Source organism: Candidatus Pantoea formicae, from assembly GCF_011752625.1.
GTDB classification, from domain to species: Bacteria; Pseudomonadota; Gammaproteobacteria; order Enterobacterales; family Enterobacteriaceae; genus Pantoea; species Pantoea formicae.
Genome location: NZ_VWXD01000001.1, coordinates 858591 through 883657, shown reverse-complemented (window position 1 = coordinate 883657; position 25067 = coordinate 858591). Strand labels below are relative to the sequence as shown.

Annotated in this window: 24 protein-coding genes and 1 pseudogene; 13 read left to right on the top strand and 12 right to left on the bottom strand. The window is 54.3% G+C overall.

Annotated elements, in window-relative coordinates:
• Position 1: 1 nt before the first annotated feature.
• Positions 2-868, bottom strand: coding sequence for a LysR family transcriptional regulator (locus F3J38_RS04230; RefSeq protein WP_167135335.1), 867 nt, complete (start codon positions 866-868; stop codon positions 2-4).
• 93 nt (positions 869-961) lie between these two features.
• Here F3J38_RS04230 and F3J38_RS04225 point away from each other — a divergent pair, with 93 nt between their 5' ends.
• The 3 genes and pseudogenes from F3J38_RS04225 to F3J38_RS04215 form a co-directional block, all read left to right on the top strand.
• The gene (locus F3J38_RS04225) at positions 962-1462 is read left to right on the top strand and encodes a lactoylglutathione lyase family protein (protein WP_167135333.1); all 501 of its coding nucleotides are present in this window, start codon (positions 962-964) and stop codon (positions 1460-1462) included.
• A complete protein-coding gene (locus tag F3J38_RS04220) occupies positions 1455-2429 on the top strand; it encodes an alcohol dehydrogenase catalytic domain-containing protein (RefSeq protein ID WP_167135332.1) in 975 nt (324 codons plus the stop codon). Before F3J38_RS04225 ends, F3J38_RS04220 begins: the two co-directional genes overlap by 8 nt.
• 42 nt (positions 2430-2471) lie before the next feature.
• Positions 2472-2591, top strand: a pseudogene (locus F3J38_RS04215) (NADH:flavin oxidoreductase/NADH oxidase); the annotation flags it as partial.
• 34 nt (positions 2592-2625) lie between these two features.
• Here F3J38_RS04215 and F3J38_RS04210 read toward each other — a convergent pair.
• From F3J38_RS04210 to F3J38_RS04200, 3 genes are all read right to left on the bottom strand, one after another.
• Positions 2626-3696, bottom strand: coding sequence for an ABC transporter ATP-binding protein (locus F3J38_RS04210; RefSeq protein ID WP_167135330.1), 1071 nt, complete (start codon positions 3694-3696; stop codon positions 2626-2628).
• Positions 3689-5458: an ABC transporter permease gene (locus F3J38_RS04205; protein WP_167135328.1), complete on the bottom strand. Its 1770-nt coding sequence runs from the start codon at positions 5456-5458 to the stop codon at positions 3689-3691. Before F3J38_RS04205 ends, F3J38_RS04210 begins: the two co-directional genes overlap by 8 nt.
• Before the next feature lie 81 nt (positions 5459-5539).
• Positions 5540-6628, bottom strand: coding sequence for an ABC transporter substrate-binding protein (locus tag F3J38_RS04200; protein ID WP_084931141.1), 1089 nt, complete (start codon positions 6626-6628; stop codon positions 5540-5542).
• A 503-nt stretch (positions 6629-7131) separates the two neighbouring features.
• Here F3J38_RS04200 and fetA point away from each other — a divergent pair.
• Both fetA and fetB read left to right on the top strand, forming a co-directional pair.
• Entirely contained in the window at positions 7132-7800 is a 669-nt protein-coding gene (gene fetA / locus F3J38_RS04195; RefSeq protein WP_167135326.1) for an iron efflux ABC transporter ATP-binding subunit FetA, read from the top strand.
• Entirely contained in the window at positions 7787-8551 is a 765-nt protein-coding gene (gene fetB / locus F3J38_RS04190) for an iron efflux ABC transporter permease subunit FetB (RefSeq protein WP_167135324.1), read from the top strand. Before fetA ends, fetB begins: the two co-directional genes overlap by 14 nt.
• 50 nt (positions 8552-8601) lie before the next feature.
• Here the strand turns inward: fetB and F3J38_RS04185 are convergent, their stop codons facing one another.
• From F3J38_RS04185 to F3J38_RS04150, 8 genes are read right to left on the bottom strand one after another with little or no spacing between them, the layout of a single operon-like run.
• Positions 8602-9450 carry a VOC family protein gene (locus F3J38_RS04185; RefSeq protein ID WP_167135322.1) on the bottom strand — a complete coding sequence of 283 codons (849 nt, stop codon included), beginning with the start codon at positions 9448-9450 and terminating at the stop codon, positions 8602-8604.
• Between the two features lie 35 nt (positions 9451-9485).
• Positions 9486-9836, bottom strand: a complete 351-nt coding sequence (locus F3J38_RS04180; protein ID WP_240155884.1) for a peptidase dimerization domain-containing protein — start codon at positions 9834-9836, stop codon at positions 9486-9488.
• Positions 9837-9838: 2 nt separating this feature from the next.
• On the bottom strand, positions 9839-10939 hold the full coding sequence (locus F3J38_RS04175; RefSeq protein WP_167135319.1) for an alkylhydroperoxidase domain protein: 1101 nt from the start codon (positions 10937-10939) through the stop codon (positions 9839-9841).
• Between the two features lie 12 nt (positions 10940-10951).
• The gene (locus tag F3J38_RS04170) at positions 10952-11956 is read right to left on the bottom strand and encodes a putative FMN-dependent luciferase-like monooxygenase (protein WP_167135317.1); all 1005 of its coding nucleotides are present in this window, start codon (positions 11954-11956) and stop codon (positions 10952-10954) included.
• On the bottom strand, positions 11953-13560 hold the full coding sequence (locus F3J38_RS04165; protein ID WP_167135315.1) for a dipeptide ABC transporter ATP-binding protein: 1608 nt from the start codon (positions 13558-13560) through the stop codon (positions 11953-11955). Before F3J38_RS04165 ends, F3J38_RS04170 begins: the two co-directional genes overlap by 4 nt.
• A complete protein-coding gene (locus F3J38_RS04160) occupies positions 13557-14414 on the bottom strand; it encodes an ABC transporter permease (protein WP_167135313.1) in 858 nt (285 codons plus the stop codon). The genes F3J38_RS04165 and F3J38_RS04160 overlap by 4 nt, the downstream gene beginning before the upstream one ends.
• The gene (locus F3J38_RS04155) at positions 14411-15355 is read right to left on the bottom strand and encodes an ABC transporter permease (RefSeq protein ID WP_205298129.1); all 945 of its coding nucleotides are present in this window, start codon (positions 15353-15355) and stop codon (positions 14411-14413) included. Before F3J38_RS04155 ends, F3J38_RS04160 begins: the two co-directional genes overlap by 4 nt.
• Before the next feature lie 12 nt (positions 15356-15367).
• The gene (locus F3J38_RS04150) at positions 15368-16990 is read right to left on the bottom strand and encodes a TIGR04028 family ABC transporter substrate-binding protein (protein WP_167135310.1); all 1623 of its coding nucleotides are present in this window, start codon (positions 16988-16990) and stop codon (positions 15368-15370) included.
• Between the two features lie 362 nt (positions 16991-17352).
• On the opposite strand from F3J38_RS04150, the gene F3J38_RS04145 reads away from it, so the two are divergent.
• From F3J38_RS04145 to F3J38_RS04110, 8 genes are all read left to right on the top strand, one after another.
• Positions 17353-18348 (top strand): MsnO8 family LLM class oxidoreductase, encoded by a 996-nt coding sequence (locus tag F3J38_RS04145; RefSeq protein WP_167135308.1) that lies wholly within the window; start codon positions 17353-17355, stop codon positions 18346-18348.
• Between the two features lie 13 nt (positions 18349-18361).
• Positions 18362-19519, top strand: a complete 1158-nt coding sequence (locus F3J38_RS04140) for an amidohydrolase (protein WP_167135306.1) — start codon at positions 18362-18364, stop codon at positions 19517-19519.
• An 80-nt stretch (positions 19520-19599) separates the two neighbouring features.
• Positions 19600-20913, top strand: a complete 1314-nt coding sequence (locus tag F3J38_RS04135) for an LLM class flavin-dependent oxidoreductase (RefSeq protein WP_167135304.1) — start codon at positions 19600-19602, stop codon at positions 20911-20913.
• 19 nt (positions 20914-20932) lie between these two features.
• Positions 20933-21865, top strand: coding sequence for an ABC transporter substrate-binding protein (locus tag F3J38_RS04130; protein ID WP_167135302.1), 933 nt, complete (start codon positions 20933-20935; stop codon positions 21863-21865).
• A gap of 9 nt (positions 21866-21874) precedes the next feature.
• Positions 21875-22387, top strand: a complete 513-nt coding sequence (locus F3J38_RS04125) for a GNAT family N-acetyltransferase (protein ID WP_167135300.1) — start codon at positions 21875-21877, stop codon at positions 22385-22387.
• A 9-nt stretch (positions 22388-22396) separates the two neighbouring features.
• Positions 22397-23323: an amino acid ABC transporter permease gene (locus F3J38_RS04120; RefSeq protein WP_167135298.1), complete on the top strand. Its 927-nt coding sequence runs from the start codon at positions 22397-22399 to the stop codon at positions 23321-23323.
• Positions 23307-24101 carry an amino acid ABC transporter ATP-binding protein gene (locus tag F3J38_RS04115; RefSeq protein ID WP_167135296.1) on the top strand — a complete coding sequence of 265 codons (795 nt, stop codon included), beginning with the start codon at positions 23307-23309 and terminating at the stop codon, positions 24099-24101. Before F3J38_RS04120 ends, F3J38_RS04115 begins: the two co-directional genes overlap by 17 nt.
• Positions 24101-25006 carry an ABC transporter substrate-binding protein gene (locus tag F3J38_RS04110; protein ID WP_167135294.1) on the top strand — a complete coding sequence of 302 codons (906 nt, stop codon included), beginning with the start codon at positions 24101-24103 and terminating at the stop codon, positions 25004-25006. Before F3J38_RS04115 ends, F3J38_RS04110 begins: the two co-directional genes overlap by 1 nt.
• The last annotated feature ends 61 nt before the right edge of the window (positions 25007-25067 follow it).

Genomic DNA, 25067 nt, shown 5'->3' with positions numbered 1-25067 from the left:
GTTACATCTTGGCTTCCAGCCAACGTAGTGCCTGTTGTGCCCGCGCAGAAAGAGGCCATTCCGCGCGGTGAATCAGCCAGATGGAATCCACTAATGCGTTACCTGCCTCGATCACCTGAATACCATCCTGAAGGTGAAAAGCCATGCGGGCAAAACGCGGCAACACGGTGAATCCCAATCCTCGCGCGACAGGTTCAAGAATCAAGCTGATCTGATTACTGAAGCCGCGCTGGGGCAGGTTGCGCACGCCTGGATTACCGGGAAAGCGTCGGCTCAGCAGACGCGTAGCCATCGCCTGACCATCTGGATGATCGATAAAGCCCAAGGCTTCAAGATCTTCCCATTTTGTCGCTGCTGTGCCTGCTGGCACAACCAGCTCTAAAGGTTCCTCAGTAAATTTCTGTGCCACCAGACGTTTGTCATCGGGCTTTTGCGTCATCAGGCCCATCTCAAACCGGTTAAGCAGCACGGCATCCATCACTTCATTATCCGGCGCAAAACGGTGACGAATGGTTAAATCAGGATGGTGTTGCTGCAAATCGAGAAGCTGAGGATATAGGCGCAGCCCGATACTGCCGGGGGAGATAAGACTGACTTCCCCACACGTCACGTCGCCTTCACTGAGTCGCAGTGCCAGGTGATGCTGGGCACGATCTACCTGCTGGCAATAATCCAGCAAGGCACGACCGGCAGGTGTCAGCTCTAACGGGCGCTTACTCCGCAGGATCAGCGGGCCGAGTTGTTGCTCAAGATGGCGAATATGTTGGCTGACGGCCGCTTGCGTGATCCCCAGCCGTTCAGCGGTGGCCGTGAAGCTGCTCACTTCCGCCAGTGTGGCAAAAGATTTTAGCCATTGTGGATTTAGCATAATGAAATTTTATAATTACCATAATCGAATCACTGTTTTCATTATACTTATAGCACCGTAGCCTGTGGTTCTTTTCATCATAGGAGATGAGCGATGAGTACTCCCTATCCACGTACGTTTTCACACATTGGCCTGTCAGTGACCGATCTTGATGCCGCTGTAAAATTTTATACTGAGGTCATGGGTTGGTACCTGATTATGCCGCCTACTGAAATTCAGGAAGATGAATCCGCCATCGGTGTGATGTGCAGTGATGTATTTGGCGCTGGCTGGCAAAAATTCCGCATAGCCCACCTCTCGACGGGTGACCGCGTAGGTGTCGAAATTTTTGAGTTTAAAGCCGCTGAGAAGCCAGAAAATAATTTTGAATACTGGAAAACCGGTGTCTTCCACTTCTGCGTGCAGGATCCCGATGTTGAAGGGTTAGCCGAGAAAATCGTGGCTGCTGGCGGAAAGCAGCGTATGCCTGTACGTGAATACTTCCCTGGCGAAAAGCCTTATCGCATGGTGTATATGGAAGATCCGTTTGGCAACATCATTGAGATTTACAGCCACAGTTATGAGTTGACGTATTCAGCAGGTGCCTATGTCTGATACGGCGTTCTCCATTCCTGCTGACTGGCGTGGTTGGGTTTGGCACGGGGGTCATTCGCCGCTGGTTCTACAGGAGCGCTATCTTAGCGCCACGCCACTGCAGGCGGGTGAAATTCTGGTGCAGAACGCGGCGATTGGGCTTAATCCGGTCGACTGGAAAGTGCTCAGCACACAGTTCGAACAAGTGCCGGGTGTTGATGGTGCGGGGACGGTGGTAGCGATAGGGCCAGAGGTTGAGAAAAGCCTCTTGGGCAAACGTGTGGCGTATCACCAGAACTTGCAGCGTAACGGCAGTTTTGCTGAGTACACCGTGCTGGCCGCACAGGTTGCCATGTGTATACCTGATGATATTGATTTTGCGACCGCCGCCGCCTTTCCTTGTCCAGCATTGACCGCCTGGCAAGCCATTGAAAAAATTCCGGTTCAGCCCGGCGCCCCGCTGTTGATTGCCGGTGCGGGGGGTTCTGTTGGTCATTATCTGGTGCAACTGGCACAGTCGCGGGGTTTTGAGGTCACAACGTTGAGTAGTGAACGCCACTGGTCGCGCTTGCATGCACTGGGTGCAAAACGATGCATGAACGATAGCCAACTCACAACAGAAGCGGCGCATCGTCGTTATTTTGCCGTGATTGATGCGGTGGGGCCAGAGCATGCTGCACAGCTGGCAGATACGCTGCTGGCTAATGGTCACTTAGTCTGTATTCAGGGGCGGGTCGCGGAGTGGCCATGTGCCGCATTTGGTCGCGCGCTTTCTCTGCACGAAGTGGCGCTGGGTGCACTTCACCAAACGGGCAATGCTCAGCAGTGGCATGCACTCACGCAACAAGGTGAGCGCATGCTGGCGCAGATTGCCACCGGGAGTCTGCAGAGCGAGTTGCTGCTGCATTTCCCTTACGATCAACTGCCTGCACAGTTACGAGCATTGCAGCATCGTAATTTCAGTGGCAAGCAGGTCATCTTGCTTTAATTACATTAAGGGGTTGTCATGGGACTGTTTTCACCTTTTAGCCTGAAAAACCCGCACTGGAGTTATCAGGCCGCGCTGGCACTGGACAAGACCGAGCCTTCCTGGGTGCTGCCTGCGCCTTACGCACATTGGCTGGAACGCTATCGCGTCAGTGGGGATTAAGTTATCAGACCTGCCGGTTCTGGCAGGTCTATTCTCAGCTTTTGGCGAAAATCCACAAATCCTCTTTCGGCAGTGATAGACGAAAACGCTGATTCCCGCGAAACTCTCGGCCATAAGCCCGTAGCGCGAAGCCATCTTCCTCGGTGCGGAACAGGTATTCCCAGCGATCACCCAAGTACATGCTGGTGAGGAGTGGCAGTTCGATGAAGTTATCCTCAGTGGTTTCCGCAAAGTGAAGGCGCTCAACACGTATCACCGCCGTGCCTTCCTGCCCTACACGGATATCGCCCGTCGCTTTGCCCCACAACGCCCATTTAGCCCCCGCGATGCGCGCACGACCGCCTTCAACATGGGTAATTTTGCCGTGCAGACGGTTGTTGCTGCCCATAAACTCTGCGGCAAACAGTGTATGAGGCTGGCTGTACATCTCCTGTGGCGTACCTTGCTGTTCAATCACGCCGTTGTTGAGCAGCAAGATGCGATCAGAAATCGCCATCGCTTCATTTTGATCATGTGTCACCATCAGCGCGGACAAACCGAGACGGATAATCAACTCCCGCAAGAATACGCGCGCCTCTTCACGCAGTTTGGCATCGAGGTTTGATAAGGGTTCATCCAGCAGAATCACCGGTGGGTTGTAGACCAGCGCACGACCAATCGCCACGCGCTGTTGTTGTCCACCTGACAGTTGATGTGGATGGCGCTTACCCAGGTGCCCCAGGCCCAGTTGATCCAGCACTTCCTGCACGCGGTGGTTAATCTCCGCCGTGGCAACCTTACGCAGCTTGAGCGGATAGGCGACATTCTCAAACACGGTCTTGTGCGGCCACAGCGCGTAGGACTGGAACACCAGGCCCAAATTGCGTTCTTCAGCGGGAATTTCACTTTTCGGTGTACCGTCGAACACCACATTTTTGCCGATGGTGATTCTGCCCTGTGTGGGCTTCTCGAGTCCGGCCACGGCGCGCAACAAGGTGGTTTTTCCACTGCCAGAAGGCCCCAGCAGTGACACAACTTCGCCTTTTTTCAACTGCATCGATACGCCTTTCAGTACTGGATTATCGCCGTACATCAGATGCAAGTTATCTACCGATAATTCAATCATGTAATTTCACTCCAAAGCGTAATGCGATGCCGAGGCCGACCACCACCAGCACGATATTGATCAGGGAGAGCGCGGCAACAATATCAATCGCGCCCGCTGACCACAGAGAGACCAGCATTGAGCCGATGGTTTCCGTACCCGGAGACAGCAAATAAACACCGGTTGAGTATTCACGCTCAAATATCAGGAACATCAGCAGCCATGAACCGATTAGGCCGTGACGCGAAAGGGGCACCGTCACGTGACGTGTGGTCTGGCCCGGTGTCGCGCCCGCACTGCGTGCCGCTTCTTCTAATTCCGGTCCAACTTGAAGCAAGGTGGATGAAATCAGACGCAAACCGTAAGCCATCCACACCACGGTGTAGGCCAGCCAGACGCTGAAGATGGTTTGGCGCAGCGAACGCAGCCAAACGATGAAGTTTTCTCGCAGCCAATCCGCCATGGATAAATTGGAAAGCCAGCCATTTTTCAGCGATTGATCGAGCCACATGGGAATAAACAGGAACACCCAAAGAAAGGCTAAACCGGCCAACAGACCCGGCACCGCGCGCGGCACCAGCACGCTGTAGTCGAGGAAACGCGTTACGTTATCTTGCTTGCGGTGCATCGCGATCCCGACGAAGAGATAACAGACAACGGCTACAGCCCCCCCGATGACGCCAATGAGCATGGAGTTAACAATGGCGCGCAGCAGATTGGGTTGATCCCAAATGCTGCGGAAGGTCGCCAGCGAGACTTCATCCCACAAGGATACGCCCACGCCCCAATGCGAGATAAACGCGCGCATCACCACGCCGAGTAACGGCACCCCAATGGTCACCGTGAGCCAGAACATCACCACGGCACCGGCAACCCAGCGCCATTTGCCAAGCGGTAACGCGCGCGCCTGCGAGGCTTTGCCTTTCATGGTGACGAAGCGGTTAGCGGTGCGCATCAACCAGCGTTGCAACATCACCAGCGGTACGGTGAAGCAGATCAGCACGACGGCAACCGCGGCCATCAAATGGTAGGAAGGCGTGCCCAGTTTGTTGGTCAACTTATAGAGATAGGTGGCCAGCACCATGTTGCCTTCCGGATCACCCAGCACCAGCATCAGACCAAACACTTCCAATCCCAGGAAGAACAGCAGGACGCAGGCATACAGGATCGACGGACGCACCATCGGCAAGCTGACCGACGTCATCACCTGCAACGGTGAGGCGCCGACAGTGCGTGCGGCCTCTTCCACATCAGAACTGACGCTGCGCAGCGCCGAGGAAATATAGAGGTAAGCGTGCGGGACGTGAGTAAGACCGGCGATCACCACAATGCTGGTCATCGAGTAAATATTCCACGGCACCACCCCGAACAGTTGGTTAGCCCACTGTGACAAAAAGCCCACTGGACCGGCGGCGACGACATATCCAAAGGCTAATACCATCGGAGAGACAAAAATGGGGACCAGGATAAGAGGTTCTATTAAACGGCGCCCCGGTAGATTGGTTCTCACCATTAAGAAAGCCAAGATCCCACCCAGCGGAATAGCAATAATAACCAAACCAAACGCCAATATAAAACCAGATTCCAGCGCTTTATAGAAATCGGGATCGGAGAAAATAAAGCCGAACGAACCGAGCGTCAGCTCTTTCTTTTTGGCAAAGAAGGGGGCAGAGAGGAAACTTTGCACCACGATAAACATCAGCGGCACGTATATCACCAATGCCGTGATCAAAACAATCAATGCACGCGGCAGGCTCTGCCACTTTTTCATTAACCTGGTCATATGCCAACCCTGTCAAAATACGCAGGCGAGAGAAGGGGTTATGCGCCAGCGTTTAATGATTGGCGCATAATGCAGAAACGGTTATTTACCGGCAGCCGCTCGCCATTGCTTAATAAACTCCAGACGCTTAGCCGGCTCCAGATACTCCAGCAGTGATTCATCAACGGGAATAGGTTTCAGCGCATTGCCCAGCATTTTGGTCATGCCATCAATATCATTTTTACCTTCGATATCATTGCGCAACGAAGGAATGTCGGCCTGATTCGCCAGGATATTTTGTCCTTTTTCAGATAACACGTAATCCAGCCACAGTTTGGCGGCATTCTCGTGCTCAGCATCTTCCGTAATAAACGATACGCGTGATAACACCAGGATGTAGTCTTTTGGATAAGCAATGCCTAATGCAGGATCGTTTTTAGCACGGGCCTCGGCGTAAGAACCCAGGATATTAAAGCCAATGAGATTTTCACCCGACGAAACACGCTCCATCATGGTGCCGGTGGATGACTGGACGGTCAGGCCGCCTTTGGCCATGCCCGCGAGGTTTTGCTTGTATTGCGGATCAACTTTGCTGTCCTCAACGGTGAGCATAAAGCCTAGACCCGATTTTTCGATATCGTAGGTAGTGACTTTATTTTTGAATTTATCTGGGTTGGCTGAAATCATTTTCGCCAGCGCCGTGTGGGAGTCGGGCGCTTCACCTTTCGGGATTAATTTATTGTTATAAATGAACACCACTGGCTCATAGGTGGTGCCATAGGCTTTGTTTTGCCACACCGCCCATTTTGGAATTTTGCTCTGCTCAGGAGAGGTGTATTCCGCCGCGTACTCGGTGGCCAGTTTCAGCGCGGTATCCATTGACGAGCTCCAAACCACATCACCGCTACCGCTGCCTGAAGCCTGTTCACTGATATAACGGTTATACAGCTCGGTGCTGTTCATGTCGTTATATTCGACTTTAATGCCAGGATAGAGCGACTCAAAGCCTTTGATAAGTGGACCTGCGGCTTTGGTGTCGGTGGTCGAATACACCACCACTTTGCCCTCTTTGGTCGCCGCATCAATGACTTTCTGATAGTCGGCGGGATAACCAGCAGGCGCAGCCGCGAGTGCAGAGAAGGAGAGTCCTGCCAATACAGAGGTTGTTAAAAAACGCAGAGAGGTTTTCATACAGATCCTTTTGGTTACATTTGTTACAAGAATTTAACAGTAACCCATTGCGACCCCGATGCAATCGGCAGGTCAATTTTTTTCAGGATTTGTGAAGTTAGTTAGGTTGTTAATATCAGCGGTGTATCAAACGAAAATTGAAAGAAAGGCGGGGTGTTACTTGTATCCTGAGCGCAATAAAAGTAAGTGAGTATTATTTGGGGTCACTCACTTGCTATCAGGGTAATCACTAAGTCGAAAACCAAAGCGCCAGGAAACTGACGGTCGCAAGTAAGGTTATAACAACAGCTAAATATTGATGGGTTGTCTCAGATAAAACGAATTTCATGTGAAAAATATCCTCAAGCCTTTACTTAATAGTGCACATTAAACATTAACGTAACCTTAGGCTGAGTATAAAAGACGATAATTAGCGTTATTAATACCTTGAGCAGGAATATGGCTTTCCCCTTGCGATTTGAAAGCATTATAATTTCAAGACATAACTTGCGGAAACTTTCATTATGACCACCGATTTTCCCTTGCTCGATGCGCAGGGGATTCGTTATGCCGTGCAAGGACGAACTTTACTGGCCCCTGTTTCGCTGCAATTACAGGCGGGCGATTTTCTGTTACTCACTGGCCCCTCGGGCAGCGGTAAGAGCACGCTGTTGAAAATTTTGGCTTCGCTGCTGTCGCCTACAGCAGGTGATATTCGTTTTGAGCATCGTGACCTCATTTCCCTTAAGCCAGAGTGGTATCGCCAGCAGGTGTCGTATTGTTTCCAGACGCCGCAACTGTTTGGCGAGACGGTGTACGACAATCTGGCGCTGCCGTGGCAAATTCGACAGCAGAAACCGTCACGCGATGCCTTGGTTGCCTCATTAGAGAGCGTGCATCTGGCTGCTGACATGCTGGACAAAAGGGTTGAGCAGTTGTCCGGTGGGGAGAAACAGCGGGTGGGCTTACTGCGCAACCTGCAGTTCTTGCCCAAAGTACTGCTATTGGATGAGGTGACCAGCGCATTAGATGAAGAGAACAAAAAGGTGATCCAGCAATTGATTCGGCAACACGTTCAACAGCAGCAATTGGCGGTGATATGGATCAGCCACGATGCGAGCGAGATCCGCCATGCAGAAAAGGTGCTGCGACTGGTGGCACCTGCGCAAGGAGAGAGCCATGAATCAGCATAATATTACCGACAGCTCACTGTTACTCTCGCTGATGCTGGTCGTGATTGCGCTGCTTATCAGCCAGAAAGAGAAACTTGGCATGAGCAAAGATATTATCTGGAGCGTGTGCCGAGCCATTGTGCAATTGGTCATCGTCGGTTATGTGCTGAAATCGATTTTTGACCTCAACAACCGCTGGCTGACGATTTTGATGGTGCTGTTTATCTGCGTTAATGCGGCGCTGAATGCGCGCAAACGTAGCCACAACATCGATAACGCCTTAATGATCTCCTTTGTTGCCATCAGCTCAGGCACTGCGCTGACGTTAACCATTCTGCTGCTGAGTGGGGCCATCGAGTTTATTCCCATGCAGGTCATCCCTATCTCCGGCATGATTGCGGGTAATGCAATGGTGGCGGTGGGATTGTGTTACAGCAATCTGAACCAGCGTTTCAGCGATAACCAGCAAAAGATTCTGGAGATGTTGAGCCTGGGGGCATCGGTAAAGCTGGCCTCCGCACGGTTAATCCGCGATAGCATTCGTGCCTCGATGATCCCCACGGTAGATGCGGCGAAAACCGTAGGATTAGTGAGTTTGCCAGGCATGATGTCGGGGTTGATCTTTGCCGGTATTGATCCGGTAAAAGCAATCAAATACCAGATCATGGTGACGTTTATGCTGATTGGCACTGCCAGCCTCTCGACCATCATCGCCGCATACCTGGCTTACCGCCGTTTTTACACCGCCCGCGCGCAGTTGAAAATCGAGTAGGGCGTATTGCAGAAGCGCATCGGTTGCGCTTCTGCAAATTTGACGTTTATTTATTGCTCAAACCTCAGCGCCACACCAAAAGTGTGCTCGGCGTTAACAACGATGGCGGCCTCCTCCTCATGGAAAGGCACATTACCCAGCAACAAGCTCGCTTTCACCTTACGCAAGTCGCGCGTACGCAGGCTTAAACCCACCATTCGTGCGCTGCCATCGTTGTCTTGCGGTAAACCAGCGAAACGCTGGGTGACGTATTCTGCGGCAGCGAAGCGCACCGTGGCTATGCCCGCTTTCAACACAAAGGCACCTTCCTGGCAGGCAGTGAGTTTATCCGCACCAAATAAGCGACTGTAGGGTTGTGCGGCGGCGGCAGGATCTTGGGCGACCACGACAAATTCAATGATGTCGGTGACACCATTCGGATGTTGCTGCCAGGCTTCTTGCCACACCGCATACGGCGTTTCATGCTGGCAGAAGAAGCTGCGGCCGTTAGCGACCAGTGCAGGGCGCAGGCGTACCGTGCGGAAGCGTGCCTGATCTTCACTGCCATCCGGCAATTGCACCGGACGAAAGAAGCTGGCAGGCTGCTCGCCATCAATATCCTGACTTTCAAGGTAGCGCCAAACCGCATCGGCATCGTCGGTTTTCCACACCAGACCACTGAGGCCAATGGGTGATTGCCACAGGTCCTGGCGCAGATTGTTACGTCCCTCCTCAAATCCTAACAGTTCCAGATAGTTGTCACCGAACACCGCTAAATGATTGCTGGAACCGAGAGAATGGTGCCCGCGCGCAGTGAGTTGAAAGCCCAGTCTTCGAAACAGTGCGCTGGCTTCATCCAGTTCGCCTGCAACGTTAATGACGACATGATCAAGACGTGGAACCGGTATGGATATGGCCATTGCTTTCCTCCTTGCTCTCATCGTGACGGCACCCATTACGCCGTACTCGTGCCGGTCGGCTGCCAGTTAACGGCGGTTTCAGCGCCAAAACCCGCGGCGATTCCTGCGATCAAGGCGTTGATTTGTGACGGGTCCTGTTGGGTTTGAGTGTTGACGATGCCTTCAATTTCCGCCGTTTGCGGTAACACATTCCAGCTGTTACCGGCGCTCAACCGCGTGATACCGAGCGCAAGTGTGCTACTGCGTCCCGGCAGCGCATACAAGGCGGAAATAATATGACTGCCAATGACAATCACATCAATGCCCTCGTGCGGCCTCGCGGCATGGGCACCTTTGCCGGTGATGGTGATGTGAAAGCGCTGTGCTGAATGATGTTGCTCCGTCATGGTCATCCTTGTTGTGCAGGTAAAAAGGGTTCGCCCAGTGTCAACATCAGGCGATTGGCCCAAGCGAAAAACGCCGCAGACTGGATCACATCCAGCAAGGCGAGCGTGTTGAGTCCCTGGTCGCGTAATGTCTGGAGTTGCTTCAGGCTGGTGGCCGCAGGGGTGATAGACAGCGTGGCCACCACGTCGATAATTGCTGCCCAGCGGGCTGATTGGCCGTGCGACAGTTCAGCGCCGGGCGCAACATTCAGTAATTTCTGCACCGCAGGCTCATCTTTAGACAGTTGGCTGGCTTTGCGGGCATGCACTGAGGCACAGAAGATACAGCCATTGACCTTACTGACCACGGTAGCGGCTAACTCACGTTCGGCACGCGATAACCCGCCGGAGGTGTAAAAAATCCCTTTATCCGTCAGCGTGCGCTGCTCCAGCAACGGTAAATTGCGCGCCAGCAGGCGGAAATAGTCGGAGTCGCTATGGCCATTTTTCTCTAATGTCGCCTGTTCAGCTGCGTTGAATTCGCTTAATGGCTTAGCTGGCAGCCAAGGCTCCCAACCTAATTCCTGCTGCGTAAAGGCAGTCAGGGCGGTTTGACCACTCAACGTCAACGGCGCGTCGTGCCATTTTCCCGCCACCGCATGCGGTTGGGTGGCCGTTTGTTCGCCATTTAACAGACGCAATCCCGCCAGCAAACGACTTTGGAAACTGACAAAAGCAATCAATTGGGCGAGGGTGACAATGCCACGCGCAGTCCAACCCGCACTTTGCAGGTTTTGAATATGTTGAGGGGAGGCATCTACCGGATGCAGACTCAACAGCTCGGCAAAAGCATGGCCTGCTGCGAAGCGCACATCATGGACGGTTTCATTAACCTGCTGCTGATAGTGCGCCTGCAAGCGGGTGGCACCGTGCCACGCGGCCACCTGCGCGGCCAAGGCAAAACGCCATTGCTGCGGAAGATCATTATCATCTTCACTAAACAGCACCTCATAACTCCCTTGAGCATGTTGAGTGGCCGCGTGGCGTTCAATACGTGCCTGACCCAGCTCAGAGGCGGGATCGATATCAGCCAGTGCGGCGAGTAAATCTATGGGTTGAGTCATGGTGTTCTCCGGTTAGGCATCACCAGGGGCGCGTAGCGCAGGGGCAATGTGGTCAGCGATCAATTCGATGGAGCGCAGAATATCGGCATGAGGCGGGTCGATAGAGTGCACCTGGAAGGTGATGTCAGTGACACGTTGCAGTGTGGAATCCGCCAGCAATGACGCGAGTACACTGGGCGCGTCACCAAAGTGCGCATCCAACTGCCGCGCGTGGCTCTCCAGCGTGTTGCCGGTAATCACATGCCCAGCAGACTGGAACTGCTCCGCCTGGCGTTGTAATCCTGGTTCGGCTAAACGGCGCGCGTAGTCATTGGAGTCGGCGACAAAGGCGGTGCGTGAAGCAAGAATACGTGGCGCTATACCCTCTGGAAGCGCCGCCAGGTAGGCGTCGATCATGGGATTTTGGATCGCATCCAGCGGTAAATCTGGCTGACCGGCCGGGCGCGGCTGTGTGCGGGACAGCATCAAACCATGCCCGCCGGCACCCGCACGTGCGGCTCCCTCGACGGAGAAGGTGGCAATCCATACGCGCTGGGCCAACGTGGGTGCGGCGGGGTAAAGATGGTTGTCCGGATGCGCGAGGGTGTCGCCACGCCATGCGCTGAGCAAGGTGTGCAGATGATCGGCAAATACACTGGCGCGCTCTCCCAGGGTCAAACCGAACGGCAGAAACGAGGTAGCGGTGCCCCCCGAACCGAGCCCGACCTCCAATCGTCCATTGCTGAGTAAATCTAGCACTGAGGCATCTTCTGCCACACGTAGAGCATTCTCCATCGCCAGGGTGATGATGCCCGTACCCAAGCGGATGGTGCGGGTGTGGGCAGCAACGTGCGCGAGGAACACCAAAGGTGACGGTAATCCGCCTTCTTTCTCATGGAAATGGTGCTGGGCAATCCAGGCGCTGTCGAATCCTAAACGTTCAGCATGCTGAATCTGCTCGGTTGCCAGGCGATAGCGTTGCTGCGCCGAGGTGTCATCCAACAAACGGGTGAAAAATCCAATGCGTTTGCGCGTCATGCGGACTCCTTAATCAGCGGACGAAAAGCGGGAATAGCATCAATCAGTGAGCGGGTGTAAGCGTGCTGCGGTGTGGTGAATATCGTGACAGTGTCACCCTGCTCAACCACCTCTCCGGCGCGCAGTACGGTGACACTATGCGCAATGCGGCGTACGGTGGCGAGATCGTGGGTAATAAACAGGTAGGTCAATCCGAGTTCCTGTTGCAACTGTTGTAACAGTTGCAGGATTTGCGCCTGTACGGTGACGTCTAACGCCGAAGTCGCTTCATCCAGCACCAGAATGGCGGGTTGCAGGATCAATGCCCGCGCAATCGCCACTCGCTGGCGCTGGCCGCCTGAAAGCTCCCGTGGTTTACGCGTCAGCAACTCAACAGGAAGTGCAACACGTTGTGCCACGGCCTCCACTCGTTGACGACGTCCCTCGGCAGACAATTTTTCAAAGTTGCGCAGTGGCTCTTCGATGATGGCGAACAGCGTTTGGCGTGGATCGAGCGAGGCGAACGGATTCTGATACACGAACTGAATCTTGCGGCGAAGCTGGCGTTGTGCCTCTCCGCGCAGTGCGCTGGCATCGATGCCGTCAATCACGATGCTTCCGCTGTCAGCTTGTTCAAAGCCCAGTAAAATGCGTGCCAGCGTGGTTTTACCCGATCCTGATTCGCCCACGAGCGCATGCGTGGTGCCGCGCGCGACGGTAACGCTAACCTGCTTAGCCACAGTTAACCGCTGTTTACCCAGTGAAAACTGTTTATTGATGGCAGAAAGCTGGATCGCCGGGGTGGAGAACTTGGCCTGTGAAGGCAGCGCCAGTGCCACTTCGCCGGGTGAGGCATCCTGCAACAGTTGTCGCGTATAGGAATGTTTTGGTGCGTTAATCACCTGGGCTGCAATCCCTTGTTCCTGAATCTCACCCTGACGAAACACCACCAGTCGGTCGGCACGCTCTGCCGCTAAGGCCAAATCGTGCGTGACAAACAATACCGCCGTACCCGATTCACGGCGCAGTACATCCAGCAGGTCAAGAATGCGCTTTTGCACTGTGACATCGAGCGCGCTAGTGGGCTCGTCGGCAATAATGATTTGTGGTCGCAAGGCAAGGGCAATCGCAATCAGCACGCGCTGTTTCATGCCGCCGGAGAGCTGGTGCGGATACTGCTTGAGGCGCTGTTCGGGGTGACTCAGTCCGACTTTTTCGAGCAATTCCAGAACGCGTTGTTGCCTCTGCTGCTTGCTTAGCTTTTGATGCAGTTGCAGCATCTCGCCGACCTGATCACCAATGGTTTTCACCGGATTGAGCGAATTGCCTGGGTCCTGCGGCACTAAGCTGAAGCTGACGCCGCGCAGACTATCCAGACGTTTTGCTGACCAATCGGCGATGTTTTCACCATTGAGAATGATATTACCGCTGTCGCGGCGACCATTCTCCGCTAGCAGGCCAATAATGGCTTGTGCGGTGGTGGTTTTGCCGGAGCCAGATTCACCCACCAGCGCCAGCATTTCGCCCGCTTGTAAATCGAAACTGACGTTGTGTACCACTTCACGCCATGCGCCACGCTGATGATAACTCAACGTGAGGTTCTCAATGCTGAGTAGTGCGCTCATGCGTCACCTCCGGCAATCTGCTGGCTAATGCGGTTGGCGGACAGCACGATGGCGACCACCACGATGCCAGGGAACGTTGTCAGCCACCACGCGGTCGCCAGATAATTGCGCCCTTCAGCAATTAACAATCCCCACTCCGGCGTCGGTGGCGGGGTACCGTAGCCAAGGAAGCTCAACGTTGAGAGCGCCAGAATCGCCTGACCAAACTGTAAAGCGGCAAAGGCAATCACCGCCGTCAGCGAGTTGGGTAGGATGTGGCGCCACAACACCTGCCAAAAGCTACCGCCGCTACCATAAGCGGCCTCAACATATTCACTGCGTCGCACGCGAACCACTTCACCGCGTGCTAGACGCGCAAAGCTGGCAATGGAGGCAATGCCCACCGCCAGTGCGGCGTGTACGGTGCCAAAGCCCAGGAGAATCAGCACGCTCAGCGACAGCAGCAGCGAGGGAATCGAGAGCAGCACATCCACCAGGCGCATCAATGTGTTTTCTGTGCGCCCCCCGACGGCACCGGCCAGCACGCCGAGGGCTGTACCGCCAATCAAACCCATCGCTACCGCCGCAAACGCAGCAGCCAATGACTGCGAGGCGCCATAGATGATGCGCGCAAACAGATCGCGACCTAACTGATCGGTACCCAGCCAGTAAGCCGCTTGCGGCGCCAGACGTTGCGCACCGGGTATGCCTTGGGTGGGGTTGTACTGCGTAAACAGTCCGGGGGCGAACGCGGCCAGCAACGCCAGTAACATCACGGCCCAAGCGAGCCACAAACCCGGCTGGATGCGCCAGTAGTGTGTTTTACGCGTTGCAGTCGCGCGATGTCTTGCGCTGGCATAATCAACAAGGCTCATCGGCTTCCTCCAGCGATTACTTGCAAGCGTGGGTCGAACAACGGCATAAGCGCATCGACCAGTAGATTGATTAACACAAAGGCCAACGCCGAGATCATCACTACCGCCTGCAGCACGGCTACATCCTGATTGTTGACGGCTTGTTGCGTTAACTGACCAATGCCGCTCAGGCCAAACACTGTTTCAGTGATCAGCGCACCAGCGATCAGTTCACCCAGCAGCAGGCCGGCCACGTTCAGCACCGGCAGCAGCGCATTGCGCATCACGTGGTGCCACAACACCCGACTTTCGCTGGCCCCTTTGGCGCGCGCCACCGCCACAAAGGGTTGGGTAGCGACTTGATCGATACTGCGCAGCAAAATTTGCGCCAGCGGAGCAGAAATCGGAATGGCTACCGTGATCACTGGCAAAATCAATCCCTGCAAGGGCGAGGGGTTGATGACCGGGATCCAGCGCAGTTGGAATGAGAACAGCTGAATCAGTGCGATCCCCAGCCAGAACGTGGGCAGTGAAATAAACAGCGCAGGGACTGATTGCAGCAACGAACGCAGCACGCGCAGTGCGGGTAAACGCGACAGGGCAGCCAGAGCAAAGGCGATCAGCGTGGCGAGCGCAAAGCCCAGCAGCGCCAGTTGCAGCGTAGCAGGGAGATTGCTGATCAGCAGATCGCTGACCGCCACCCCCGCTTGCACCGAGTAGCCAAAGTCACCACGCAGCATCGCCATCAGCGTATGCAGATATTGCTGCCACAGTGGGTTATCTGCGCCATAAGCCAGCCGCATTTCCGCGATTTGATCCGGGCTTAAGCCCAGATCCGGGTTCTGGAACTTAATCAGCACCGCATCGCCGGGTAGCACCTGCAGCAGTAAGAACGACAGGGTGAAGGCGGCCCACAAGACCAGCACGCTTTGACCCACTCTTCGCAGCAGAGAACGTTGCATCATCAGCCTACCTTAGTGTTTTTCCAGCCACGCGCCGTAGAACGACGGACGACCAACGGCTTCAAAGCTCACGCCTTTCAACCAAGGCGCACCGGCAAAGACCTGTGGCTCTTCGAAGATGGGAATAACGTAGGCCTGGTCGAGCAAATAGCGCTGCGCATCGCCGGTCAGCGCCAGGCGCTTGGCGGGATCGACTTCCGCAGAGATATCCACTAACAGCGCATTCAGCTTGTCGTCACGGAAGTTCTGCACCTTGTCGCTTGACCCGCCTTTTTGCAGCAGCACGTTACGGTTCGTTGGATAGAAGCTGCTTTTGATCACATCCGGATCGGCACGGCCGACTTCCGTGACATTGAGCGGGGTTTTCAGCGGGTCGAGGTTATCCAACGTAGCGCTACCGGCATCACCGGCTTTCACTGCCAAGGCAACACCAACCTGATGCCACTGCTGTGCGACCAGTTGCAGCACTTCTTTGTTTTGCGGCTGCGGCAGGGATTCGTAGATGGTCAATGCCAGCTTTTTGCCGTCTTTCTCGCGGATACCATCGCTACCGACTTTCCAGCCCGCCTCATCCAACAGCTGTTTAGATAACGCAGGATCATATTTCAGCTTGTCGGCGAGGTTGACGTAGCCTGCGGCAGAATTGGCAATCACCGAGGTAGCCTGAGGATAGTTCGGTGAGAACAACGTCTGCACCACTTGTTGCGCGTTAGTGGCATGCAGCAATGCCTGGCGCACTTTAAGGTCGCTGACCAGCGGATTGTCTGGGCGGAAGCTGATGCTGTCGTTCACTCCGCGTGTTGGTGCGGCGTAAATGGGGAAGTTTTGCTGCTGAGCTTGCTTCTCGTCATAGGCTTGCACCTGACGAATAAAATCAGCCTGGCCTGCCAACAGTGCGCCAATGCGCACGCTGTCCTCAGGGGTGACGATAAACTTAATGCCGTCGAGATTGGCTGGACCTTGTTGTGCGATATTTTTAGGTCCCCATTGATAATCTTTACGTGCCGTTAAGTCGACCTCACGACCTAATTTCTCATCATTCACCACAAAAGGCCCGGAGCCAATAATATGGCGTGCGTCACCCAGTTGGTCGAAAGTCCGTTGCAGGGTGCTTAATGAAACCAATCCAGACCCAATGGTTGCCGTGCCCTGTAAAAAACCGGGTGAGGGTTTTTTGAAATAAAACTTTACCGTTAAGGGATCAATAACCTCACTGTGATCGTAATTATTAATCACTTCAGAAATAGGCAGGCGCTGGGCTTTATTTCCTAAGCCGTAGGTATCAAAATTTTTGGCGACGGCGTTAGCATCCAGGGGGGTGCCGTCAGAGAATGTGACGCCTGGGCGAATTTTAAAAGTATATTCGGTTTTATCTGCGTTGCTGCTCCAGCTTTCTGCAATCCAGGGTTCAACTTGCAGCGTTTTAGGGTTCTGCCAGGTCAGTTTATCGGTGATTTGATTGAGAATGCCGCCGTTAGGGTAAAAACCTCCGGCTGGCGGATACAGGTTGGTGTGCGGTTGCTGTTCAAGATAGATCAGCGTGCCACCTTTAACCGGTGTGTCTGCCGCGTGTGCGCTAAATATCCCTGTCAGCAGGGCCAAGCTCAGCGCCTGCAAGTGAAAATGTTTGCTCATGGTGAATTCCTTATGATTCAAAAGCCCGGCGGGCAGATTTCATCATCAAATGCCACAACCAGGAGTTGAACCAATGAATTTCACTAAGCTTTGCTGAAAAAGATAAATAGCGACTCAATAGGGTGATATCGATAAATCAATGAGTGTGGGAGGGGCTATATTTCGTTGGGCAGCTATAACACGAGGTCAATGAGGATAATAAATATAGAGAGTGCGGAAATAAACAGGGCTTCGTGAAGGGTTAATAACCCTAAGGCATCCCATTTCTATTTTTTTAATTCTCTTTCTCAATTTTGTTGTTTTACGAATTGCCCGCCGCCACCACACACTAACGCCATATTCACTGATAAAGGATTTGGCGTATGTCGTATCGACTGAGTTTGCTAGATAAATCGCCGATTGCCGATGGAGAGAGCGCTGCACATGCCCTGCATCGTACATTACAGCTGGCGCAACAGGCGGAAGCTTGGGGCTATCATCGTTTCTGGCTGGCGGAACATCATAATACCGACCGTCTCGCCAGTCCCTCACCTGAGTTGTTGATCGCGTGGATCATCGGCCAGACACAGCATATCCGTGTGGGCTCGGGCGGGGTGATGCTCCAGCACTACAGTCCTTATAAAGTCGCTGAGAACTTCAACTTACTGGCTTCGCTGGCGCCAGGTCGCATTGACCTTGGCATCGGTAAAGCACCAGGTGGATTGCCCCTTTCAACGCGTGCGCTGCAACTCGGCGTGCATCAGGACGAAAAAGGTAACTTCGCTGAACAACTTGCGTTACTGGATAGCTGGCTGGATGTGCCGCCGGTAGGGGATGAAGAGATTCTGCGCGCGACGCCGCAGCCGCCACGCCCGGCGAATCGTTTCCTGCTGGGTGCGAGTGAACAGAGCGCCAAACTGGCTGCTGAGCTGGGCTGGCAACTGGTGTTCGCGGCCCACCACAACGGCGATCCTTTGTTGATGGAGCAGGTGCTGAACAGCTATCGCCAATACAGTAACGGTAAGCAGGCGCTGGTGGCGGTACAAGTGGTGGTGGCCGACTCGCCTGCCGAAGCCGATTTACTGGTTGATAACTTGCGTGTTTATCACGTCAACGTGAAAGACGGGCCGAGTGTCAATGTGGGCAGTGTCGAACAAGCCGAACGCTATGTGCGACAGGGAGGGTATACCGATTACGTGATTGAACCACGCACGCCCTCGCTGCTTAAAGGCACAGCGGCACAGGTACACGCCAAACTCGATGCCTTACATCAGCATTTTGGTATCGATGAGTTCGTTATCGACACGCCGATTGCCGAGGAGCAGGCGCGAGTGAAATCTCTCGAACTGCTGGCAACTCATCGACTGGTTGCAGCCTGATGCGGAGGTCTCAATGAGTCACGTTAGCGAACAACAACTGATTGACTGGCGGCGCGAGCTGCACAGCTGGCCAGAACTTTCTGGTCATGAAGTGGAAACCACCGCACGGTTGCGTCGATGGTTAGAGGAAGCGGGCTTGCATCCGCTCGATTACCCGCTGGAAACCGGTGTGGTGGTTGAAGTGGGACGTGGTGAAACCCTGATAGCGTTGCGTGCCGATATTGATGCACTGCCCATCCATGAAGCCACTGGGCTCGCCTATCGTTCACGTCATAGCGGCGTGATGCATGCCTGCGGACATGATGTACACAGTGCCGTGATGCTGGGCGCGGCGCTGCAACTTAAGGCGATTGAAGACCAGCTGCCGGGTCGCGTGCGTATCCTGTTCCAACCCGCTGAAGAGAATGCTACGGGAGCACGTAAATTGATTCAGGCCGGTGTGCTGACGGATGTGCAGGCGATTTTTGGCATGCATAACGAGCCAGGCTTGCCGACCGGGACTTTTGCGACCCGTGGCGGTGCTTTCTATGCCAATGCCGACAAATTTGTGGTGCGCGTGGTCGGTAAAGCTGCGCCTGTGGCGCAGCCTGAACAGGGTGTCGACAGCATTCTGGTGGCCAGCCAGATCATCCAGGCGCTGCAAACATTGACCAGCCGCAGTTTTAATCGACTCGACAGTTTGGTGCTCAGCGTCACGCGCATCGAAGCAGGTAAGGGCGGCGATGCGTTGCCGGGTGATGCGGAGTTCGGTGGCACGGTGCGGACGCATGATAAGCAGGTGCGCGCCGAACTGGAGCAGCGAGCGCGGCAGATTGTGGAAAGTATCGCGGCAGCGAACGGGGCCAGCGCCACGTTTAGCTGGCATCCTGGCCCACCTGTTTTAGAAAACGATGCGCGTTGGGCCACGTTTGCCAGCCAGGTCGCGGAGCAAGTGGGTTATCGCGTGCAAACCGCTGAGCTGCATCTGGGAGGAGAGGATTTTGCCTATTACCTCCAGCAGATTCCCGGTGCTTTTGTCAGCATTGGCAGCGCCAGCGAATTCGGACTGCATCATGGCGGTTTTAATCCTGACGAGGCGTTGATCGCCCCCGCAGCACACTACTTTAGCCAACTGGCGCAGCAGGCCTTGCAGCATCTCAATGCACGATGTCGTGACGCCATCCTGAGTTAGCGTCCTTACTTCCCAATCTTCTGCTCTGCACGGCAACTGCGCGTTGCCGTCAGGCTGTGCCATGGAAAAGAGAGAATATTATGACTGCAAGACAACTGCGACTCGGCACCATTCTGCATGGTGCATCAGGCAATATGTCGGCTTGGCGCCATCCTGCGGCGCAAGCTAACGCCAGCATTAACTTTGACTATGCCAAACACATCGCCCGTAAGGCAGAGGCGGGCAAGCTGGATTTCCTGTTTGTCGCTGATGGCCTGTTTATCAACGAAAAATCGATCCCGCATTTCCTGAACCGTTTCGAACCCTTAACGCTGCTGTCAGCGCTGGCGGGTGTCACACAGCATTTAGGACTCGTGGGGACGGTTTCCACCTCCTACAGCGAGCCGTTTACGGTGGCGCGTCAATTTGCCAGCTTGGATCATCTGAGCGGTGGTCGTGCGGGCTGGAATGTGGTGACCTCACCACTAGAGGGTTCCGCCAAGAACTTCTCGCGTCAGCAGCATCCAGAGCATGCGCTGCGCTACCGTATTGCCGATGAGTATTTGCAGGTGGTGAAAGGACTGTGGGACTCATGGGAAAGCGATGCTTTTGTGCGTAATAAAGAGAGCGGACAGTTCTTTGACTCTGCCAAGCTTCATACGCTGAATCACCACGGAGATTTCTTCCAGGTGCAAGGTCCTCTGAACATTGAGCGCACACCACAGGGCCGCCCAATCGTGTTTCAGGCCGGCGCGTCGGAAGATGGAAAAAAATTGGCAGCCCGTCACGCGGATGCCATTTTCACGCACCAGCCGACACGCGAAGAGGCGCAAGCCTTCTACAAAGATGTGAAAAAGCAGCTGGTGGCGAACGGACGTGAGCCACAGGATCTGCATATATTCCAGGGGGTGGGTGTGATTGTCGGTGACGATGCGGAAGACGTTGAGCATCAGTATCAGACTACCGCCGCGCTGGTTTCTATTAAGGATGCGCTGAACTATCTCGGCCGCTTCTTTGACCATCACGACTTCTCACAATATCCCCTTGATGAACCCTTCCCGGATATTGGCGATATCGGCCAAAACAGCTTCCGCAGCACCACAGACGAAATCAAACGCAAGGCGCGTGAGCATGGCCATACTCTTCGCCAGGCGGCACTAGAAGCAGCAACGCCGCGACCGCTGTTCTTTGGCACCCCTCAAGAGGTGGCGGACGGCTTGCAACTGTGGTTCGAGAGCGAGGCTACCGACGGCTTTATTATCCAGGGCGGCACGCCAGATACCTTCGAACGTTTTGTCGATCGCGTTATTCCGATTCTGCAAGCGCGCGGGTTAACCCGCAGCGAATATCCTGGCACTACGTTACGTGCCAGTTTCGGTCTGAAAGATCCGGTTAATCAGTTCACACAACAATAAAATAGAGAGAAAACACGCTATGCAGAAAAAGTCCCTTATTGCGCTGATGTTGCTCAGTCTGAGCAGCAGCGTATTCGCCGACGATGTGGCGGTGAACGGTCAACAGATTAGCCTGGAAGCCAACAAATCGCCGGTCAATACCGCCAAAAACGCGGCTGCGATCGCGCAGATTCCCGCTGGACATAAATTCGCCGTTCCAGGTTCATTTACGGTGGCCGTAGCAGCGCAAAACTCCCCACCCTTAACCGTGTTCAGTGATGACAATAAAACCTTGCTCGGCAGCGAGGTGGACATCGCGCGTCTGGTGGCCGACAGCCTTGGCCTGAAACTGAATGTCGTGCCGACCTCCTGGGAGGATTGGCCGCTGGGAGTAGCGTCGGGCAAATATGACGCCGCGATTAGCAACGTTACCGTGACAAAAGAGCGCAAAGAGCGTTTTGATTTCGCGACCTACCGCAAAGACTCGCTCGGTTTCTACGTCAAAGCCAGCAGCCCGATTAAATCACTGAGTAAAGCGGAAGATATCGCCGGACTCCGCATCATCGTAGGCTCTGGCACGAACCAGGAGGCAATTCTCTTGGCATGGGATAAAGAGAATCAGGCCAAAGGCTTGAAGCCTTTTACCCCGGTTTACACCAAAGATGATGCCGCACAAACACTGGCATTGCAGTCAGGTCGCGCCGATGCCTACTTCGGGCCCAACGTGATTGGCGCATGGAAAGCCGCGTTAACTCACCAGACGCGCTTGGTGGGCAGTGTGGATGGCGGTTGGCCGAAAGCCGCGCATATTGCCGTCACGGTGAAGAAGGGCAGTGGCCTGGCAGAACCTATCAACACCGCGTTGAACGGTGTGATCAAGAACGGTGATTACGACAAGGTGTTAAACCGCTGGGGCGAGGGCGTCGAGCGTCTGGACCATTCTGAGATCAACCCGGCCGGACTGGGCGATTAAGGGGACGTAATGAGCCAGCAATTTTTCCGTGAAGTACATCCAGAAGCCGATGAGTTACAGACGATTTTGACCGGTTTATTCGGGGAGTATGCCGCACGTTACGGTGACTTTTTCAGAAAAAATCAAGAGGTTGAACTTACCGAATGGTATTTACCGCCGCGTGGGCTGTTCATTGTGCTGGAACGCGATGGCGAGATTATCGCCATGGGTGCCTACAAACCTTATGACGAGGTGACGGCAGAGCTGAAACGCATCTGGACGCGCAGCGACCTGCGTCGTCAGGGGTTAGCGTTGCTGATTCTGCAAGAGTTGGAGCGGCGTGCATTGCGCGCCGGTTATCAGCGCGTGTTCCTGACCACCGGCTTTCGTCAGCCTGAAGCCGTGCAGCTCTATATCGGCCACGGCTATCAGCCGCAGTTTACGTTGTTGGAGGACATGGAGGTTTACGGCAAGCCGCCGCATGACGGGCGTCTGCGTTTTCTTAAGGTGATTGATGTGCACAGTGTGGCGCAGGCCAGCTAAGGAGTCGAGATGAGTCAGGAACAACGCTTAACCGTGGTGCCTGCGCGCTATCCTGGACGCGTGATTGGGGCGATTGTCGCCCTGTTTATTCTGGCCAGCGTGATTGATTCTGTGGCTTTTAACCCGCGTTGGGAGTGGGGCGTGTTTGCTCGTTGGTTCTTCGATCCGGTCATTCTTTACGGATTGGGACAAACGCTGCTGCTAACGTTGTTCGGTACGGTGTTAAGCCTGTTCTTCGGCGGCTTGTTGGCACTGGCGCGTTTGTCGTCATCCTGGTTACTGAGCACGTTAGCGTTCGGCTATATTTGGCTGTTTCGTTCGCTGCCGCTGATCGTCGTACTGATCATCCTGTACAACTTCTCCTACCTGTATGACACGCTCTCCCTTGGCGTGCCCTTTACCGCGCTCTCATGGGGGCATTTCCAGACCATCAACGTGCTGGGACAATTCCCGGCGGCGGTCATTGGCTTGACGCTGGTGCAGAGCGCTTACAGTGCCGAGATCATCCGTGGCGGTTTTTTGGGTGTTGATCATGGGCAGTTTGAGGCCGCTTCAGCGCTGGGGCTCTCTTCATCGCGCAGGACGTTCCGTATTATCTTGCCTCAGGCTTTACGCGCCATTATTCCCACCACCTTCAATGAAATCATCAGCCTCGCGAAAGGCACATCCATGGTCTACGTGCTGGCGATGCCGGAGCTGTTTTACACCATTCAGATGATCTACAACCGCACTCAGCAAGTGATCCCGCTGCTGATGGTGGGTGCGGCTTGGTATCTGATCATCACTACCGTGTTATCACTGCTACAGCACAGCGTTGAACGTTCGCTGGCACGCAGTGTGACACGCGACCCACGACCATCGCGCTGGCGTCAATGGCGCACTCGTTCTGTCACTGATACCGCCAATGAGGAACTCTCCCATGTCCGAGGCCATTGATTATCGCAATTTGCATGCTACGGGTGCCATCAGCATCACGGGTGTGACTAAGTCGTTTGGTAAACACAAAGCGCTGGACGCGGTTTCACTGGAGCTGGAACCCGGCTCGGTGACGGTAATTCTTGGGCCATCGGGGTCAGGGAAATCGACCTTGCTGCGCACCATTAACCATTTGGAACGCGTAGACGAAGGCTTCATCCAGATTGATGGTGATTACATCGGGTATCAACGTCGTGGCGACAAACTGTATGAGCTGAAAGAGCGAGCAATTTTACGTCAGCGGATCAACGTGGGATACGTCTTCCAGAACTTCAATTTGTTCCCGCATCTCACGGTGTTGGAGAACTTGATTGAAGCACCGACTGCGCACCGCCAGTTATCACGCCGTGAAGCGATTGAGCGGGCGGGCGAGTTACTGGATATCGTTGGATTACGCCACAAAGCCGATGCCTGGCCGCGTCATCTTTCGGGCGGACAACAACAGCGTATCGCCATTGCCCGCGCTTTGATGCTCAATCCCCGCGTGATGCTGTTTGATGAACCCACTTCAGCGCTCGATCCTGAATTGGTCGGCGAGGTGTTGGATGTGATCAAAAAACTGGCCCGCTCTGGCACCACGCTGGTGATTGTGACGCACGAGATTGGCTTTGCGCGTGAAGTGGCCGATCATGTGGTGTTTATGGTTGATGGTCGCATTGTTGAGCAGGGAAGCAGCCATCAGGTGTTAAACCAGCCGCGCCATGAACGCACCAAACGTTTTCTGGCGCGGGTACTGTAATGGAAAGAGTGATTGCCTCAGCGCTGGCGGCGTGGTTATTCAGTACCCCGCTGTTTGCGGCGGAAAAGCTGGATGCGAAGAACAATGAAACTCCGATTAATATTGCGGCTAATCCTCAAGCCATCGCCAAAATCCCACCGGGTTTTCATTTCGTAAACCCTGGTTATCTAACGGTGGCAACCTCGGCTTCCAATTCACCGCCGATTGGCTTATGGGCTTCGGATAATAAAACGCTGATTGGTAGCGATCCGGACTTCGCGCGCTTGCTGGCTGACAGTTTGGGCCTGAAACTCAAATTGGTCCCCGCTGCATGGGAAGACTGGCCATTAGGTATTACGGCAGGACGTTATGATGTGGCGATGTTCAATATCGCCGTAACCGAGGAGCGTAAGCAGAAGTTTGATTTTGCCACCTATCGTGCCGATAACCATGCCTTTGCGGTCAAGGCCGACAGTGCCATCACCGCGATTAATGGGCGCGAGGATGTGGCGGGCAAGCGTATCATCGTGGGATCAGGCACCAATCAGGAGAAAATCTTACTGAGTTGGGATGCAAAGAATCGCGCACAGGGCTTGGCACCGGTACAACCGATTTATCTCAATGATGATGCTTCCGCGACGCTGGCGCTGCTCTCAGGACGTGCGGATGCCTCCTTTGGGCCACAAGCGATGGCGGCATGGAAAGTCGCCTCGCGTGGTCAGACAAAAATTGTGGGGCACGGACCGTTCCGCGCTTGGGTCGCGGTTACCACTAAAAAAGGAAATGGTCTGGATGTAGCGTTGCAGCAGGCAATCAATGGTGCAATAGCCAGCGGGCAATATCAGCAGGTGTTAGCACGCTGGGGTGAACAGGAGGAGGCCGTAGTGGCTTCTCAAGTCAATCCGGCTGGCATCGTGTATCAATGAATAGCGTAAGACTGTTACTCAATATTTAATCTAACGCTCAACTCCATGGCGGCGAATAAGC

What these genes read in the sequence shown, in the direction of transcription:
- F3J38_RS04230 (WP_167135335.1), bottom strand. Translation starts at nt 868, where the DNA reads ATGCTAAATCCACAATGGCTAAAATCTTTTGCCACACTGGCGGAAGTG.
- F3J38_RS04225 (WP_167135333.1), top strand. Translation starts at nt 962, where the DNA reads ATGAGTACTCCCTATCCACGTACGTTTTCACACATTGGCCTGTCAGTG.
- F3J38_RS04220 (WP_167135332.1), top strand. Translation starts at nt 1,455, where the DNA reads ATGTCTGATACGGCGTTCTCCATTCCTGCTGACTGGCGTGGTTGGGTT.
- F3J38_RS04210 (WP_167135330.1), bottom strand. Translation starts at nt 3,696, where the DNA reads ATGATTGAATTATCGGTAGATAACTTGCATCTGATGTACGGCGATAAT.
- F3J38_RS04205 (WP_167135328.1), bottom strand. Translation starts at nt 5,458, where the DNA reads ATGACCAGGTTAATGAAAAAGTGGCAGAGCCTGCCGCGTGCATTGATT.
- F3J38_RS04200 (WP_084931141.1), bottom strand. Translation starts at nt 6,628, where the DNA reads ATGAAAACCTCTCTGCGTTTTTTAACAACCTCTGTATTGGCAGGACTC.
- fetA (WP_167135326.1), top strand. Translation starts at nt 7,132, where the DNA reads ATGACCACCGATTTTCCCTTGCTCGATGCGCAGGGGATTCGTTATGCC.
- fetB (WP_167135324.1), top strand. Translation starts at nt 7,787, where the DNA reads ATGAATCAGCATAATATTACCGACAGCTCACTGTTACTCTCGCTGATG.
- F3J38_RS04185 (WP_167135322.1), bottom strand. Translation starts at nt 9,450, where the DNA reads ATGGCCATATCCATACCGGTTCCACGTCTTGATCATGTCGTCATTAAC.
- F3J38_RS04180 (WP_240155884.1), bottom strand. Translation starts at nt 9,836, where the DNA reads ATGACGGAGCAACATCATTCAGCACAGCGCTTTCACATCACCATCACC.
- F3J38_RS04175 (WP_167135319.1), bottom strand. Translation starts at nt 10,939, where the DNA reads ATGACTCAACCCATAGATTTACTCGCCGCACTGGCTGATATCGATCCC.
- F3J38_RS04170 (WP_167135317.1), bottom strand. Translation starts at nt 11,956, where the DNA reads ATGACGCGCAAACGCATTGGATTTTTCACCCGTTTGTTGGATGACACC.
- F3J38_RS04165 (WP_167135315.1), bottom strand. Translation starts at nt 13,560, where the DNA reads ATGAGCGCACTACTCAGCATTGAGAACCTCACGTTGAGTTATCATCAG.
- F3J38_RS04160 (WP_167135313.1), bottom strand. Translation starts at nt 14,414, where the DNA reads ATGAGCCTTGTTGATTATGCCAGCGCAAGACATCGCGCGACTGCAACG.
- F3J38_RS04155 (WP_205298129.1), bottom strand. Translation starts at nt 15,355, where the DNA reads ATGCAACGTTCTCTGCTGCGAAGAGTGGGTCAAAGCGTGCTGGTCTTG.
- F3J38_RS04150 (WP_167135310.1), bottom strand. Translation starts at nt 16,990, where the DNA reads ATGAGCAAACATTTTCACTTGCAGGCGCTGAGCTTGGCCCTGCTGACA.
- F3J38_RS04145 (WP_167135308.1), top strand. Translation starts at nt 17,353, where the DNA reads ATGTCGTATCGACTGAGTTTGCTAGATAAATCGCCGATTGCCGATGGA.
- F3J38_RS04140 (WP_167135306.1), top strand. Translation starts at nt 18,362, where the DNA reads ATGAGTCACGTTAGCGAACAACAACTGATTGACTGGCGGCGCGAGCTG.
- F3J38_RS04135 (WP_167135304.1), top strand. Translation starts at nt 19,600, where the DNA reads ATGACTGCAAGACAACTGCGACTCGGCACCATTCTGCATGGTGCATCA.
- F3J38_RS04130 (WP_167135302.1), top strand. Translation starts at nt 20,933, where the DNA reads ATGCAGAAAAAGTCCCTTATTGCGCTGATGTTGCTCAGTCTGAGCAGC.
- F3J38_RS04125 (WP_167135300.1), top strand. Translation starts at nt 21,875, where the DNA reads ATGAGCCAGCAATTTTTCCGTGAAGTACATCCAGAAGCCGATGAGTTA.
- F3J38_RS04120 (WP_167135298.1), top strand. Translation starts at nt 22,397, where the DNA reads ATGAGTCAGGAACAACGCTTAACCGTGGTGCCTGCGCGCTATCCTGGA.
- F3J38_RS04115 (WP_167135296.1), top strand. Translation starts at nt 23,307, where the DNA reads ATGTCCGAGGCCATTGATTATCGCAATTTGCATGCTACGGGTGCCATC.
- F3J38_RS04110 (WP_167135294.1), top strand. Translation starts at nt 24,101, where the DNA reads ATGGAAAGAGTGATTGCCTCAGCGCTGGCGGCGTGGTTATTCAGTACC.